The following is a 14,299-nucleotide window of genomic DNA, read 5'->3' as shown; positions in this document are numbered from 1 at the left end:
TTTGTACGTTTGTAGGGTAGCACAGCTGTGCTACCCTACAAGGCTAACTATGCTTGAGTGAGAATTTTTTGGACAATTTGCACGCCAGTAACAGCCTGCCAAGCAAAAAGTCCCAAAAGGGTGAAATTTATTAAAATATGAGTTGCGCGCGCCCAATTTGCCCCTTTTTGCATATAAGGGGACAAGGCAGCAGAAAATGCAATCAAACTTGTCATACCCAGTCCTGCTAGTAGGTGAGGCCCGACAAATAACTTTTGGTTATTAATGTAAGTGACAGCCATCCCTCCGATCGCACCTGCTACCATCAAAGCTAGGAGTATAGACCCGATTTGGTAATGTCTGACGTTATATCTACCTTTAATCAATTCTTTTTTTTCTTCCCCCTGAGCATTTCTAGTACGCTGCAATTGCAGTCCTAAATAGGCAGCATAAATTGAGAGTACTAATAGCGCCCACATGAGCACCGGATGGAAGAAGTTTAGCCAATATTTCACCGACGTAGAAAGTTCCAGACTCATCGTGTTCTCGCCTAATAATTAAATCTTCATAAAAATTAGCATAACTCTATTTTCTGTGCTTAAATTTGCACAAATTAAAAGAGACTCCCCCGACTATTTTCCTTTACCCTCTTGCCAAAGTGGATAAACAATCTCAGACTAAATTTTGAGGGTAGACGAACAAAACCCCCTGTGTGGGTCTCATCCATGACTGAAAACAACGATACTTTGCTGCTCAAAGCTGCTAAAAGTGGTGATATTAAGGGTCTGTGTACGCTATTGGCTGCTGGTGCAAGGGTGGACGCGTGCGATCGCCAAGGTACCACGGCGTTAATGTTTGCTGCCAATTTAGGTTACACCGAAATTGTGCGATCGCTGCTTGATGCCGGGGCAAATATCAACTTGCCCAGAAAACTCTATGGTTTGACGGCTTTGATGTTGGCGGCTAGTGCCAAACAGCTTGACATTTTGCAACTTTTATTATCTAAAGGTGCAGATGTCAATGCCACTAATGAAGATGGCAGTACAGCATTAATGGCAGCAGTCCTCAAAGGTTATATCGATGTAGTGCGAGTTTTATTGGCTGCTGGTGCCCAAGTTAATATTGCTGATAAAGATAATGATACGGCGTTGAAACTTGCCGTTAAGCAGGGAAAAATAGAAGTTTTACAAGCAATTCTCCAAACTGGTGTCGATGTCAATATCCCAGATGAGGAGGGGGAGACACTTTTAATGCTAGCGGCAGATTTGAGACATCTGGAGATTGTGGAAGCACTGCTAGCAGCAGGAGCTGATGTGAATGTGAAAAACGCAGATGGTGGAACTGCCCTATCGGCAGCAGCAGCGGCTGGACACAGTGCGATCGTAGCAGCTTTACTAGATGGAGGTGCCGAGATTAATCTTCAAGATCGAGATGGTGAAACTGCCTTACACCTTGCCGTTGTGGAAGGCTACATTGATGTCGTGCAAATCTTACTTAACAAGGGTGCAGATGTCCAAATTAGCAACCACCTGGGCGATACACCACTGCTTGTAGCATCATTGCAGGGACATAGCCAAATTGTCGAGGCACTGGTACGTTCTGGCGGAGATATAAATGGGAAAAGTCTTGGTGAAGTACCTTTGACGTTGGCTGCATCACAAGGACACACCCAAACGGTGCAAGTGTTGTTAGATTATGGTGCTGATGTGAATATTCCAGGGGATGATGGCAAAACTGCTTTGATCAAGGCAACCGAACGCCAACACAAAGAGATCGTACATTTGCTGCTAGCAAAGGGGGCAGATGTGAATTTTCAAGACTCAGCAAGGGCCACATCATTGATGTGGGCTGCTTCAGCAGGTTATGGTGAAATTGTGCAGTTATTACTCCAAGCTGGGGCAGATGTGAATTTGAAAAACCGGGGCGGTTATACTGCTTTGATGATTGCAGAATTTAATGGTTATAAAAATGTGGTGCGGAGTCTACAAAAAGCTGGGGCGCAAGAATAGCAATCTCAATTCTTCATCTAAAAATATTTTCAGAAATATCTTGACAAATCATTAAAGGAAGTTTAAAAAAACCAAATCTGGGACGAAGAAACTAAGAAAGCAAAACTCCGTCGTAGCTGTTGTGAACTTGCTACGGCGGAGAAAGGAAAAATTAAAACGCCAAAAGGGAGCAGACCAAATGCTTGCGTCACAAGGATAGAAAGAAAGCAAAAATGAAGAAGTAAATTTACCTTTTACTTTTTACCTTGTACATTTTACCTTTTACCTGCTCTCCCCCTTGGCGTTTCCTACTGTGCTAGATGTGCAAAATATATAGTTTTTAATTGAACAGAAAAGTATTCTAAGGATCATTTTTTATGTATTATCCTAAAGGCTAAATACAAACAAGTTATCAAAAAAGGTTGATGTGCAACCATTTGGGCGATCGCTACGAAAATTAAAAGAAAAATAAATAAAAAATTAAATTTAGTGTAATCACTGTGGTAAATCCTCTCTCACCATAAACGCAAGCATTGATCAATGGACTCGATCGAGTATAAATAGCCAATGATTATAAGATTTGCAGAACAACTAGTGTCATATCATCAGTGTTTTGTTTATCAGCACCGATGAATTGCTGAACTTGGTCAAATAGGTAATCTACAATCTCCTCTGGCCCATTGCAGTATTTACAAGCAGTATTGAAGCCAGTAACAAAATTATCTTCATCGAAGCGATCGCCACCAGCAGCAGCGGCATCAGTTAAGCCATCTGTATAGTAAATAATTGTATCTCCAGGCTCTAACTGTGCCTGGGCATCTTCATATTGGCTATTAGCATCCAAACCGATTAACATTCCCAAAGTATCTAAACGGGTAACAGTTTTTGTCGCTGCGTGCCACCATAAAGGAGGATTGTGTGCCGCATTGCTATAAGACAGAATTCGGCTGTGGGGGTTATATTCTGAGTAAAATAGTGTTACAAAGCGATGGGAATTTTCCAAATCCGCATACATAACTCTATTTAAGTTTTGTAGAATTCCAGCTGGAGAATTACCATGTAGCACTTCTCCCCGTAGCATTCCCCGCATCATCGTCATAATCAGCCCAGCAGGGACACCTTTGCCCATGACATCTCCAATAACCAAACCCCAGCGACTAGTTTCGCTGCCACCTTTAATCTTGGGCTGAATCTTATTATGATTGGTAGCAATAAAGTCGTAGTAGTCTCCGCCGACGCGATTGGCAGGTTTACAGCGTGCAGCCAGAACTGCACCGGGAATTGTAGGGCATTGACGTGGTAGAAGTCGCCGTTGAATTTCTGCACCAATTTCTAATTCTTGGTCTAAGCGTTCTTTTTTTCTTAGTTCTACAGCTAGTTCATCGTTTTCGATCGCTACTGCTGTTTGGTCTGCCACTAACCTAACTAACTTTTGCCTGGTTTCTGTCCAACTATATTCTGGATCGCGGCTCAAGACATAGAGCCATCCCCGTTCTGTATGCTTTACCAGAATCGCCGTACCAAAGATTTGCACATCTGGCCCCAAATAACGATGCATCTGGTCATCTAAAATCCCCGTGGCATTCGCTAGGGGGGCAGTATTGGGTAAAAGCGTGATTTGACTACTGGCTATTTCTAGCGCTTTGCGGATATTCTTGCGCTGGCCACTATCTTGCCAATGTAACTGTTCTAACCTGACTTGACCATTAGGTTTGTAGAGAAACAGGGCGCTACCGTCTGCATCTGTCACTCTTGTTGCCATCAGCGGAATCAGTTCTAAAAACTGATTCAAATTATTGAAACTTCTCAGGGCAAATCCTAAAGAACTTAGCAAATCTTGAATTTTGTTCTGTTCCCGGTGCAACCTTGCCACGAGTTCTTTGAGTGCCACGACTGGTGTGACATCCGTCGCGGCACTACTACTATTATCAGTGGGTTGAGAGGGCAGTTGAGACACAGGCACGGGTATTATTGCACTTTATATTGGCAGATTTTAGATTATTTATAAATCTTTTGGCTTTGGCATTGCTAAACCATATTTAGACAAGACTTGCCATTTTAGCAAGAGTATAAAGACGTAACAGGCAAAATTTATAAGTATTTTATTTGCTTATTGTATTTTTGATGGACTATTAGTAATTTCAAATCATGTATTTTTAGTCCAAATTCTACCCGTAAAAATGACTAGTTTTGCTGATATATTAGAAAGTTTTTCATTTTTTCATAACTTAATTACCAAAGCATATCTCTAAAGTTAGAAAAATACTTTATTCAAAGAATAATTTCTAACGCTCTCAGAGGTACTGTTTGGGCAGAAGCAACTAGAACACTAGTAGTTTTTTGAGTAAAAACCTCTATAAGCGCTCAAATCGAGCTTGATTTGCTCAAAAACAGAACTACACTAGTTCCCAAACCTGAGAATATGTTAATAAGTTTCAAATACTTAATTTGTATGCCATAAATGCTTGGATAATCGCCAAGATTGAGCTTTTCCATTTTTAATTTCTCGTTTTGTGAATTTTGAGTTGCTGAATACGCAAAATTTAAATCCATCAAAACTGGATAAAAGTGAAGTAACTCTACCTTCTTAGTCAGAGGTAACAGAGTTAAACCATTAGCCTGTAATTTATTCTAGGGGTGAGTCATTTGGTAAGTGTAAGATATGAATAGAAGAGATGACACTAAAAATAGAAGAAATATCTTCTAAGAACTTTAAGTCAAAAGTCAGAAAGAGTCTTTTCATTTAACCATCAGAGTTTCAACCTTTCGATAGACGTTGCACGAGTAAGTCGCCATAGGCAACAGCAAACACCTACGGAGGAATAAACCTCCCGCAGCGCTGAAATCACTCGCGCTAGTTCCCCAACGTACTGCTCACCATTGGGACTGCTGTATCCCACAATAGAGCTGTATTTGTGGGGATGAGCGTCTCGATTGCCTTTTCAATTGCTGCAAGATGAAAATCTAGGGGATTTTGTATGTCGCAACTAAATACCGTGCTGCTACATTTAAAAAGCCCATTTCAGACCTCAAAAAGGGCATTAGCTAGAAATTTTAGCAAAAGTCACCTATTTATTGTGACAAATTCATAATTTTAGGACTTGAACTGTTTCTAGTTAGTTCAAGTGATAATACCAGATCGGTCATCCCTAAATTTATCAGTTTTAAGACTTACGCAAAAATAACTAAAAAGCTTAATTTATTGAACCTCCTTCTCTGTCAGAGACTGACGCCAACGCGCAGTGTCTCCCAGAGAATAATACAATATTGCGTAAGTCCTAAGTTTGGTAAGAAAAATTTTTAACTCGAAATTTTTCAATTAACCACTCAAAAGAGCTTCGACAAACTCATAGCTCGAAAAGGGGCGTAGGTCTTCAATTCCTTCGCCAGCACCAATAAAGCGAATGGGTAAACCTAGCTGCTGTACAACGGCAAGGGCAACGCCGCCTTTAGCAGTGCCATCTAGCTTGGTTAAGACAACACCACTGAGTTGGGCAGCTTGGGAAAAAACTTCAGCTTGCCGCAGTCCATTTTGACCTAAAGTTGCATCTAGAACCAAAAGAGATTCTACTTTGGCATCTGGGGCTTTTTTGTCGATAATTCGCCGGATTTTACCGAGTTCGTCCATTAAATTTTTTTTGTTTTGCAGTCGCCCAGCTGTATCTACCAGAAGTAATTCGGTTTGACGCGCTTGGGCGGCTGCGATCGCATCAAATACAACTGCTGCCGGATCTGTATTTTTTCCCGGATTGGCAATTACATCGACGCCACTTCTACTACCCCAAACCTTCACCTGTTCCACGGCGGCGGCGCGGAAGGTGTCTGCTGCGCCAATCAAGCATTTATAGCCAGATTTTTGTCCCAGATGGGCGATTTTGCCAATAGTTGTAGTTTTACCAGCACCATTTACCCCAGTGATTAACCAAATATTTAAGGTTTCTTTTTCTGGGGTAAAGGTAGTTTTGTGAGATGCAATGCTTGGTGCATCTAGCATATCTCGAAGGATTTTTTTCAGGAAAGCGATCGCTTCTTCAGGTGCGGTAACTTCTTCTCGCAGTTTTGTCTGTAGGGCATTGATAATAAAGTCTGTCGCCTCTACACCAACATCAGCTTGCAAAAGCAATGCCTCAATTTCCGTTACAGCAGCTTGGTTTAGCGGCCCTTGACCAACGATCGCCTTCAGTTGATTGAGAATACTACGGCGAGTTTTGTCTAATCCTTGCCGGAGCTTTTTCAGCCAGGTAATTTCTTCAATAGAAACGTCTTCTGCACTTCTACCTTGAGCTGCTAGAACTTTCGCCGACCAGACAAACCCATCATCAAATAGCAATCCGGGAATTTCCTCTCCTGTTTCTGAGGTTGTCGCTACTGGCTGTACTACCTCCGGTTCTGGAACTTCAATGGCGGTGGCTATTAGTTGTTCTAGCTTGGCTTGCCGTTCTGCCGCTGCTCGTTCTAAAAAGGATAAGTTAGCTGGTGCTATTGGCTGTGTTGCCTCTGGTGTAGCTAGTGGTTCGATGGGTGTTAGTTCAACTTCACTTGCCGTGAGTTCTGTGCTAGAAACATCTGGCTGTTCAGCAATTGCTGCCACTGAGGAATCTTCTGTAATTTCTTCCTCACTAGCAGCTTGGATAACTTCTGGCTGTGTAGTTTCTACGGTTGTATTAGCAGCTTCTGGTTCAGTGATTTCCGCAGTTACCGTTTCTGCGGTTTCAGGTTGTATTGCTGGTGCTACGGTATCTGCTGAATCGGGTGGGGTTTCTACTACCTCGACTTGCTGTTTTTGCTGAATATTTTTGTAGGCAGCTTTCGCAAATGCCAATAAATCTGCCGTTGTGTCTGGTGCAGTTTCAGCAGTTGGTGTTGAGGTTTCGGCTGGCTCTGGTTGGGGTTCTTTTGCAGGAGGAGTTTCTTCCTGTTTCTTATCAGAGGGAGTGTTAGAGGAATCGTTATGTTGACGACGGAACCAATTAAAAACCATTGCAGCAGTATTAGTTATATGAGTTATTAAGTTATAAATTATGAGTTTAATTTAACTTTGTACTTTTTCTTGGGGTGAAAACTTCCGGGTTATCCTCACCTTTCAACGCCAGTTGAAACAAAATCGTTATAATAAGAGGTTTCTTCTGTTTGCGCAGCATCTCCCTTTGGAAGAGGTTCCGCTTGGAGGAAGCCGCACAAGGGCTACAGACTTTTTTCTACGGCAGTAAAGAAATTATGAATTCCGCGGCAGTACTACGCAGTTTTTTTCTGCTCAGTGACTCGGCGCAAAACACCATTAATAAACCGATGACCATCGTCTCCACTGTAGCGTTTGGCTAGCTCCACAGCTTCGTTGATGGCGATACTGTCTGGTACTCCTAAGAACTTCATTTCTGCCACGGCGATTTGCAAGATATCGCGGTCAATTTGGGCGAGGCGAGTTACTTGCCAATCTACTAAGGCAGCAGAAATGAGTTCATCTATAATGTGTCGATTTTCGTTGACGGTAATCACCAGCTCTTTAGCGTAATTCCGAACTCCCTTATCCTGATTAGCTAACTGAATCAATACTGGGAAATCAACTGCTGTACCCAACTGATTGATTGCTGTCTGGGTACAGGCGATCGCTTCTTGAAGCATTGTTCTGGCAGTATTGAGGTCGGAGGCCCGAGTTTGGCTACTTAAGAGGCGATCGTTACTGCGTTGCAGCTCACCTGCGGCATTATCGAGGGTATCTTGTACTTCTGAGGTCAGAGTGCGTACTGCTCCTAGCACCAACTTGGATACTAGTTGGTCGTCTTCCAATTTCTCTAATTTCTTTGGGTTGACTGGCAATTGGCTAAGGCTTAAAAGCGCCAATTCACGAGCAATTTGCTGGGGTTTACGAGGTTGCATAAAACTGAGGGATGATTGTGCAAGAACTGAATTAACTAGGCAAGACAAACTTATAAGCCTATCAATTTTGGCACAGTTAAACAACATTACGCATTTGCTTGTGACTACTATGCCAGATTGATTCCAGAGAGGCAGAAGGCAGGAGGCAGGAGAAATAAGCTGTTACATATTTAAAGTTGCACATCAACTGGTGAGATTGTCATTTGTCATTTGTCCTTGGTAAACACAAATGACAAATGACTAATGACTAATATTGAACCTCCTGCCTTCTTCACGTTTCTTCAACGGGAATAACCTGCTGCTTAATCTCTTCGTGTTTCACTTCCAATGTGGACTCTTTGGGGAAAACCAAAGGCGTATTGGAGGCGACAATGCCACCTGATACAACTATTTTAAAGGCGTCTTCAATCGACATGGAGAGATTCACCACCTCGTCTTCAGGAACGACTGCGTACCATCCGGTAGTCGGATTTGGAGTGGTGGGGATAAAAACACTTAGTACAGGGCGAGACATCTGGGCTTGGATATCACTGCTGATTGCACCAGTAACAAAAGCGATCGCCCAAATTCCTCGGCGAGGATACTCCACCAAAATTACCCGGCGAAACTTGCCATTAGAATCTTTCAGTATTGTTTCTAAAAGCTGTTTGAGAGTTTTGTATACCTGTCCTGCTAAAGGAATTGCTTGTAATAATCGCTCACCAAAATCTAACAACCACCGCCCAGCTATATTTCGAGCCATCAAGCCCATCAGCAATATACTTAGTAGTGGTACGGCTAAACCTACTAATAAATTAAGTATATTTACCAAAAATGGGTTTAACCCATCAAAGGGATTTAATTGTTTGGGAATTTGGGTGAGAAAGTTGATTACCCAACTTGCAATGGTAATTGTCAGCCAGATAGTGGTTGCTAGGGGAATGATTACCAACAAACCAGCAATTAGGTCGTTTTTTAAGTCCTGTTTTAGGCGATCGATTACCAAGCCCCGATTCTCCTGTTTTAAGCTAGAGGAACTTTTGTTATTCGTATCCATACCAGCAGATTCGTCAAATTCCGAAGGCTTTAACTTTGGCAGATTCTGCCGCAAGTAACTGTCTACAACGCTAGCAAGTTGCCTGCTGCTGGAAATCAGCTATTTTCCTATAAGCATACACATAGACATTAACCAATCCGATGGCGACTGGTTATTCTTAGAGGATGTTACTTTTATTTATAAGATTTATAAAAATTTGTTGCAAATTCTTAGGTATTATTAATCTATCGGGCTTAATCAAAAACTGCTCATGATTGTGAAAGTACTACAGGATAAACTAATAAATTATTTTATCTGGTCAGTCACTCACATTTGAGTAAGGGTGGCTTTTATGAAAATATTCTGTTACAAATATTAATTTATTAGGGATTCTCAAGAAATAAATTATCCATCTTGTGGGGTGAGTATTCTCCCCACCCTGAATATAGAAGAGATGGGGACACCCGTCCCACAAAAGAATTTGGGATGTTTTTTATTTAAAAGTCTCTTTTATCTAGTCTTGAATTATGAAAAACAAGATCCCCGACAACTTTTACGAAGTCAGGGATTTGTGTAGCACATCTGTATGCCCTATGATTTTGCGTAGTTTACCGCCGTAGGCATCGCCATACAAGAAATCCTTCTAATCTCCAGCCCTGTTCACGCCACATCAACCTGTGTAGTTTCAGAATCCGCGCCCTGCAATTGTTGCGTACTCTCTTGTACCAAAATTGCTGTTGTATCTAAATTAGGTTTTGGCAGATACTTCATTTCCCAGACTTTGAGCAAAATCAGGTATTCGTAGAATGCCTGTAATGTACACCAAGCCACTCCGGCGCGTCCATCTAAACATCCGCCTAAAATAAAATACATATATATAAACCGTAGCAACGGTCTGGCGGGCAAACGTAAAGATAAATCTTTCAGGGCACGCCGTCTTTCGACTTCCGATTTGCCAAAGAATAAATCTTGCCAGTTCACCTTTCCCTGTTCTAACTGATACAATGTTTCTTGAGCTTCATCCGTAGAATAACGGTTGTGCTTGTCAATCCAGCGGCTCAAACCTTTGCTGCAAGTGTAGTGTGGGTATGTTTCTTTTAAAAAACTAGTTGCACCCTCACAAACTTCCCGCTCAGTATGGCCGTAATCTGTAAACCACACTTTCCCGTGGCGGAAAAGTCGCATTTGGTAACGGGGATACTGTGTGCTGTAGCGAATCCAACGATTCATGAACATGACGCGTTCAGCCACGTAGTAACCGATGTAGTCTGGATTCTGACTTGCCTTTTCGCATTCCGCAAACAGTTCTGGTGTCATACGCTCGTCAGCTTCAAGGATATAAACCCATTGATGCTTTGGGGGGATAGACTCTAACATCCAGGTACGTTGGCGTCCGTGGCTTTCAAAAGCGTGTTGGACAACGCGGATGGGATAGCGACTGGCGATTTCCACAGTGCGATCGCTACTGCATGAATCCACAACAATGATGTCATCTGATAACATCGCCGATTCGATACAAGCAGCAATATCTAGTTCTTCGTTATATGTCAGTATGTAAATTGAGAACATTACTCAAGTTTTATAGCGATTTTACTCAGTGATAATTGTCTTGTTATTAGTTATTAGCTATTAGGCGCATGGCAGTATCAGCCGTCAATAATTTTTGGATACTTCTTACTGCCATGCCAATAGTGGATTAGCGTGCAGCAGTTCTAGGTTTACCACCTTGTACACCACCACTACCTCTTAGGCTTGTCCAGCCGATGATAATGTAACCAATGGACAATAGCAAACTGCTAATACCAATCCGCAGCCCAGATTTCCAAGCAGTATCTTTAGCTTGTTGCAGTGCTTCGTCTCGGCGCTGGCGAACTTGGCTCAGTTGTTGAGTTTGCAGCGTTTGAACATCTGTTTGTTGTTCGATAGCTTTGTCAAGTACTTGGGGATTTGTTTTAGCCTTCTTCAGTAACTCTTTGATATTTGCGGGAATTTGAGGGCTTTCAATTGCTTGCTTATATTTTTGGTCATCTTTGAGGATTTCACTAAACTGAGCTTTGGTTTGGTTTCGCAGCTGTTCTAATTGCGCTTTTCCTTGGTCAGTATTCAGTTGTGCTTGCAATTGCGATAACCGAGTGTTTAGTTGAGTTTCTGCTTGGTCTGCTTCTTGGGTAATTCGGTTGAGTGTTTGAGTCTTGGCTTGATTGACGTTATTTAAGTGCAGGGGAAAAATCAGCAAGAACATCAACCCTAAAATACTGGAGATAATTGCGGCGGGAAATCTTAAATCGATACCTTGGGGGCGATCGCTTGCTGCATCAGCATTCTCAATCCAATAGGCAGCAAACAGAAGCCCCAAACCGACTAGAGGAACAATTCCGCGATCGACGAGCGCTGTTCCCAAATTGATTTGCCATACCCGATCGGTGGGTTGAAAGGGTAACAACAGAATCAAAAAGTCAACGAAAAACGACAAAATGCAGATTATTCCAACTACCTTAAGTGTGAGAGCAGTACTCACGGAAGTAAAACGGTTAACCATAATTTTTCAAACTGGTGGTGAATATGAGTGATTTTCATATTTCAAGCTACTTGAATATTGTGCCCATGACTATGACTATTGTGTAAAAACACAAAGCAGATTCAATATTGCTAAAGGCTATCTGCCTCTTGGTTTTCAACTAGCCCACAGTAACATTTGTTATCTACAGTGTCTTCAGGAAAATCCTGGTATTTTAAGATACGAAGTTGATGCGGGCTAGAGAAACAGACTGATTAATTACCCAATCTCCCTGATTGCAGTTCTCAATCGGTCTTAATACAGACCTTTTATAAGGGTTCACAGATGTGAATCGGTGTCAACTTAAATCTAAACCTTTGTCATCAGGTTGTATCGACTTATCGCCCAATTTGAGCAAGGAAGCAATTATTACCGAGAGTAGATGCTACTAAAAGTGATTGAGCTTATACAGGGTCGGGATTTTTGGGAGTATCTCGCTTGCTATACTTACAGTAGTTTTCTTTTGCATAAAGTAGAAAGCTACGGGTTTTGAGGCAGGAAGTAGAAACTCTTTATATCTGATGCGTTCCTGCATTTTGTATCTCAGTTACTTGCAAACTCCTGTATTTATACTCTTTTTTGCTAATTCCTAAAAAAATGAGCAAATCGGAAATAATAACTAACAATCAGGTGTGAACTTTACTGGAATCAGTTCGTCGGTGATTTTTGTTAGCAAAAAGAGTGAATTTGAAGGAGTTAGACTCTGAAAGGCTTTGAATTCAAAGGTGTTGAAAAACTTATCGGTCCAATAGCCGCGCTTCTCGGCTTTGTGTATTTGTTGCAATGGTATATTGGAGACTTGCGATCGCCTTCCGATCCCATCTTTGAAAATAAACAGCCGCCTTTGGTGATGAAAGAGGGCGACCCTTATATCCGCGCTTTAATGCGAACTATCTCGGCAAGTGAGGCTAGTGGAAACCGTCCCTATTCGCTGTTATATGGTGGACAGCAAGTCAACGACCTGAGCCGACATCCTGAGATATGCGTCACAATTGTCACAGGCCCCAATACAGGAAATTGTTCTACCGCTGCTGGCAGATATCAAATTATCAACATTACTTGGTATCGTTTAGCTCCTCTTTATCACCCAAAGCCGATGCGAATGATGTTTTGGACTACTTATAGTTTTGAAGCAGAATATCAAGATGTAGTAGTTTACCGTTGGTTAAATGATTCTAAAGTTTGGGGAACTGATATTTCGCAACTGTTACGTCAGGGAAAATTAAATGATGTTTTGCGGCGACTCTCTCCCACCTGGACAAGTCTGGGATATGGTATAGAAACTAATTCTGTTAGTAACTCTTTGCCTAAAGTTTATCAGAAAATGTTGCAAGAAGAATTAACCGCAGCTAAACAACCAACAGCCCCGATGCCACCATCCCCAACTCCTTCTAGCAAGGCACGAAAGAAGTAGTGAAGTTATCCTAATTTTTAACTTGCTGCGGATAAAAAAGTTTTAATATTTTCCACAAATGTCAAGGTATTTTCAAAATGAATATTATGCCCAGCATTGCTAATTATTTTTATCTGAGCCGATTCACATATTTTAGCTATTTCTGTATTAATAAATATAAATTTTTGATCGTATTCTCCGACTAGTAAAAGCATGGGAATTGTATTGAATTGTAGTTTTTCCCATAAAGAAGGTTGACATCCAGTACCCATAAAGCGCAGTGATTTATCTAATTCCTGTGGATTGTTCTGCAACCGACTTTCAACCATGCGATCGTATTCTGAATGATTTTTTATATCGCCAAAAATCGGTTGATTGTACCAATTTGATAGAAAAGCAGCAAAATCGCTTTTTTCAAAGGCTCTTGTTAATTTTCTACCTATTTGTGTATCAAGTTTAATCCGTTCTAATCGTTCTGTTGCTGTTGATAAACCTGGCGAAGCTGACTCTAGAACAACTTTATAAAAACGTTCGGGAAAATTCAGGGCTAGGTATAAAGCCAATCTTCCACCCATTGAATAACCAACTAAAAAGCATTTGGCAATTTTTAACTCATCCAGTAAGTTGATTAAAGCATGAGCAGTGTTTGCCATTGTATAGTATTCGTCCCCACCCAAAACTTGAGTTTTGCCATGTCCGGGGAGATCAATTGTTAAATAGGAAAATTCGTTAAATAGTAATTTTATAGCTTCATCAAATTCATTAATGTTACCCATGAAGCCATGCAAAAAAAGAATTAGTGGTTTATCTAGAGTGCTATTTAAAGAATAATGAAATTGATAATTTTTTAGAATCATAGTCTAGGTAAAAATCATCATTGCACAGCATATTATCTGATGTCATAAGTTTTTCCCTCGTTGCCTCTTAGAAAAAGTGAACAAAGGAAAGTCTATAAAAATAGATTGTCTACCAGTTGGCAATATGATGTCGCTGGAGTGAATGTCACGATGCACTATTAAATTTTGATATATCGCTGCTAGCGATCGCTAATTTGGCGAATGCATTTTAGATTATTTTTCTAATTCTTAAGGTAAAAATCGATCTAAAGCAGCTTTTAACTGTTTAATTTCAACGTCAATATTACCCTCTTGTGCGGCTCTAGCAATACACTCAGTTAAATGTTCATCCAAAACAATTCGCGCTACCCGATCCAATGCGCCCCGCACTGCGGCAATTTGCAGTAGAACATCAGGACAAGGGCTATTTTGCTCGACCATTGCCTTAATACCACGAACATGTCCTTCTATACGCGATAATCGATTGACAATTCGCCGTAAAGACTCTTCGCTATGGATATGGGGATGAGCCAACTCTCCAGTCCCATGAGTATCATCTGTATGCTCGTGGTCTGTATCGTGATAGTGGGAATGTTCTGCTTGCTGGGATGTTGGCAAGGATTTTTTACCTAATCGATTTGATCCATTCATGGG

At 41.3% G+C, this 14,299-nt stretch carries 11 protein-coding genes; 2 read left to right on the top strand and 9 right to left on the bottom strand.

The genetic code is table 11. From position 1 onward, the window contains the following. Nucleotides 1-47: 47 nt before the first annotated feature. A complete protein-coding gene (locus tag ACR5KR_RS20190) occupies nt 48-518 on the bottom strand; it encodes a DUF4079 domain-containing protein (RefSeq protein WP_448267759.1) in 471 nt (156 codons plus the stop codon). Nucleotides 519-704: 186 nt separating this feature from the next. Here ACR5KR_RS20190 and ACR5KR_RS20185 point away from each other — a divergent pair, with 186 nt between their 5' ends. Beyond that, a complete protein-coding gene (locus tag ACR5KR_RS20185) occupies nt 705-1,988 on the top strand; it encodes an ankyrin repeat domain-containing protein (protein WP_448267758.1) in 1,284 nt (427 codons plus the stop codon). A gap of 550 nt (nt 1,989-2,538) precedes the next feature. Here the strand turns inward: ACR5KR_RS20185 and ACR5KR_RS20180 are convergent. The 6 genes from ACR5KR_RS20180 to hpsJ-B all read right to left on the bottom strand — a co-directional run bounded on the left by ACR5KR_RS20180 (nt 2,539) and on the right by hpsJ-B (nt 11,398). Further along, complete coding sequence (locus tag ACR5KR_RS20180) at nt 2,539-3,930, bottom strand: PP2C family protein-serine/threonine phosphatase (RefSeq protein ID WP_445630788.1); 1,392 nt, start codon at nt 3,928-3,930, stop codon at nt 2,539-2,541. Nucleotides 3,931-5,286: 1,356 nt separating this feature from the next. Then, the gene (gene ftsY, locus ACR5KR_RS20175) at nt 5,287-6,948 is read right to left on the bottom strand and encodes a signal recognition particle-docking protein FtsY (protein ID WP_448267757.1); all 1,662 of its coding nucleotides are present in this window, start codon (nt 6,946-6,948) and stop codon (nt 5,287-5,289) included. A 254-nt stretch (nt 6,949-7,202) separates the two neighbouring features. Then, on the bottom strand, nt 7,203-7,844 hold the full coding sequence (gene nusB / locus ACR5KR_RS20170; protein WP_445630790.1) for a transcription antitermination factor NusB: 642 nt from the start codon (nt 7,842-7,844) through the stop codon (nt 7,203-7,205). A gap of 271 nt (nt 7,845-8,115) precedes the next feature. After that, a complete protein-coding gene (locus ACR5KR_RS20165; protein ID WP_335004592.1) occupies nt 8,116-8,880 on the bottom strand; it encodes a DUF502 domain-containing protein in 765 nt (254 codons plus the stop codon). Nucleotides 8,881-9,519: 639 nt separating this feature from the next. Beyond that, nucleotides 9,520-10,428, bottom strand: coding sequence for a glycosyltransferase family 2 protein (locus ACR5KR_RS20160; RefSeq protein ID WP_448267756.1), 909 nt, complete (start codon nt 10,426-10,428; stop codon nt 9,520-9,522). 127 nt (nt 10,429-10,555) lie between these two features. Continuing rightward, a complete protein-coding gene (gene hpsJ-B, locus ACR5KR_RS20155) occupies nt 10,556-11,398 on the bottom strand; it encodes a hormogonium polysaccharide biosynthesis protein HpsJ (RefSeq protein WP_448267754.1) in 843 nt (280 codons plus the stop codon). 787 nt (nt 11,399-12,185) lie between these two features. Between hpsJ-B and ACR5KR_RS20150 the strand changes: the two genes are divergently transcribed. After that, nucleotides 12,186-12,830: a glycoside hydrolase family 24 protein gene (locus ACR5KR_RS20150; protein ID WP_448267753.1), complete on the top strand. Its 645-nt coding sequence runs from the start codon at nt 12,186-12,188 to the stop codon at nt 12,828-12,830. A gap of 17 nt (nt 12,831-12,847) precedes the next feature. On the opposite strand, the gene menH is transcribed toward ACR5KR_RS20150, so the two are convergent. Together menH and ACR5KR_RS20140 are read right to left on the bottom strand one after the other, a co-directional pair. After that, nucleotides 12,848-13,666, bottom strand: a complete 819-nt coding sequence (menH, locus tag ACR5KR_RS20145; protein ID WP_448267752.1) for a 2-succinyl-6-hydroxy-2,4-cyclohexadiene-1-carboxylate synthase — start codon at nt 13,664-13,666, stop codon at nt 12,848-12,850. 228 nt (nt 13,667-13,894) lie between these two features. Then, on the bottom strand, nt 13,895-14,296 hold the full coding sequence (locus ACR5KR_RS20140; RefSeq protein WP_448267751.1) for a metal-sensing transcriptional repressor: 402 nt from the start codon (nt 14,294-14,296) through the stop codon (nt 13,895-13,897). Nucleotides 14,297-14,299: the final 3 nt, after the last annotated feature.

It is taken from the genome of Nostoc sp. DSM 114159, assembly GCF_053470285.1.
The sequence above is the reverse complement of the archived record's forward strand: the minus strand, read 5'-3'. Positions and strand labels throughout refer to the sequence as shown.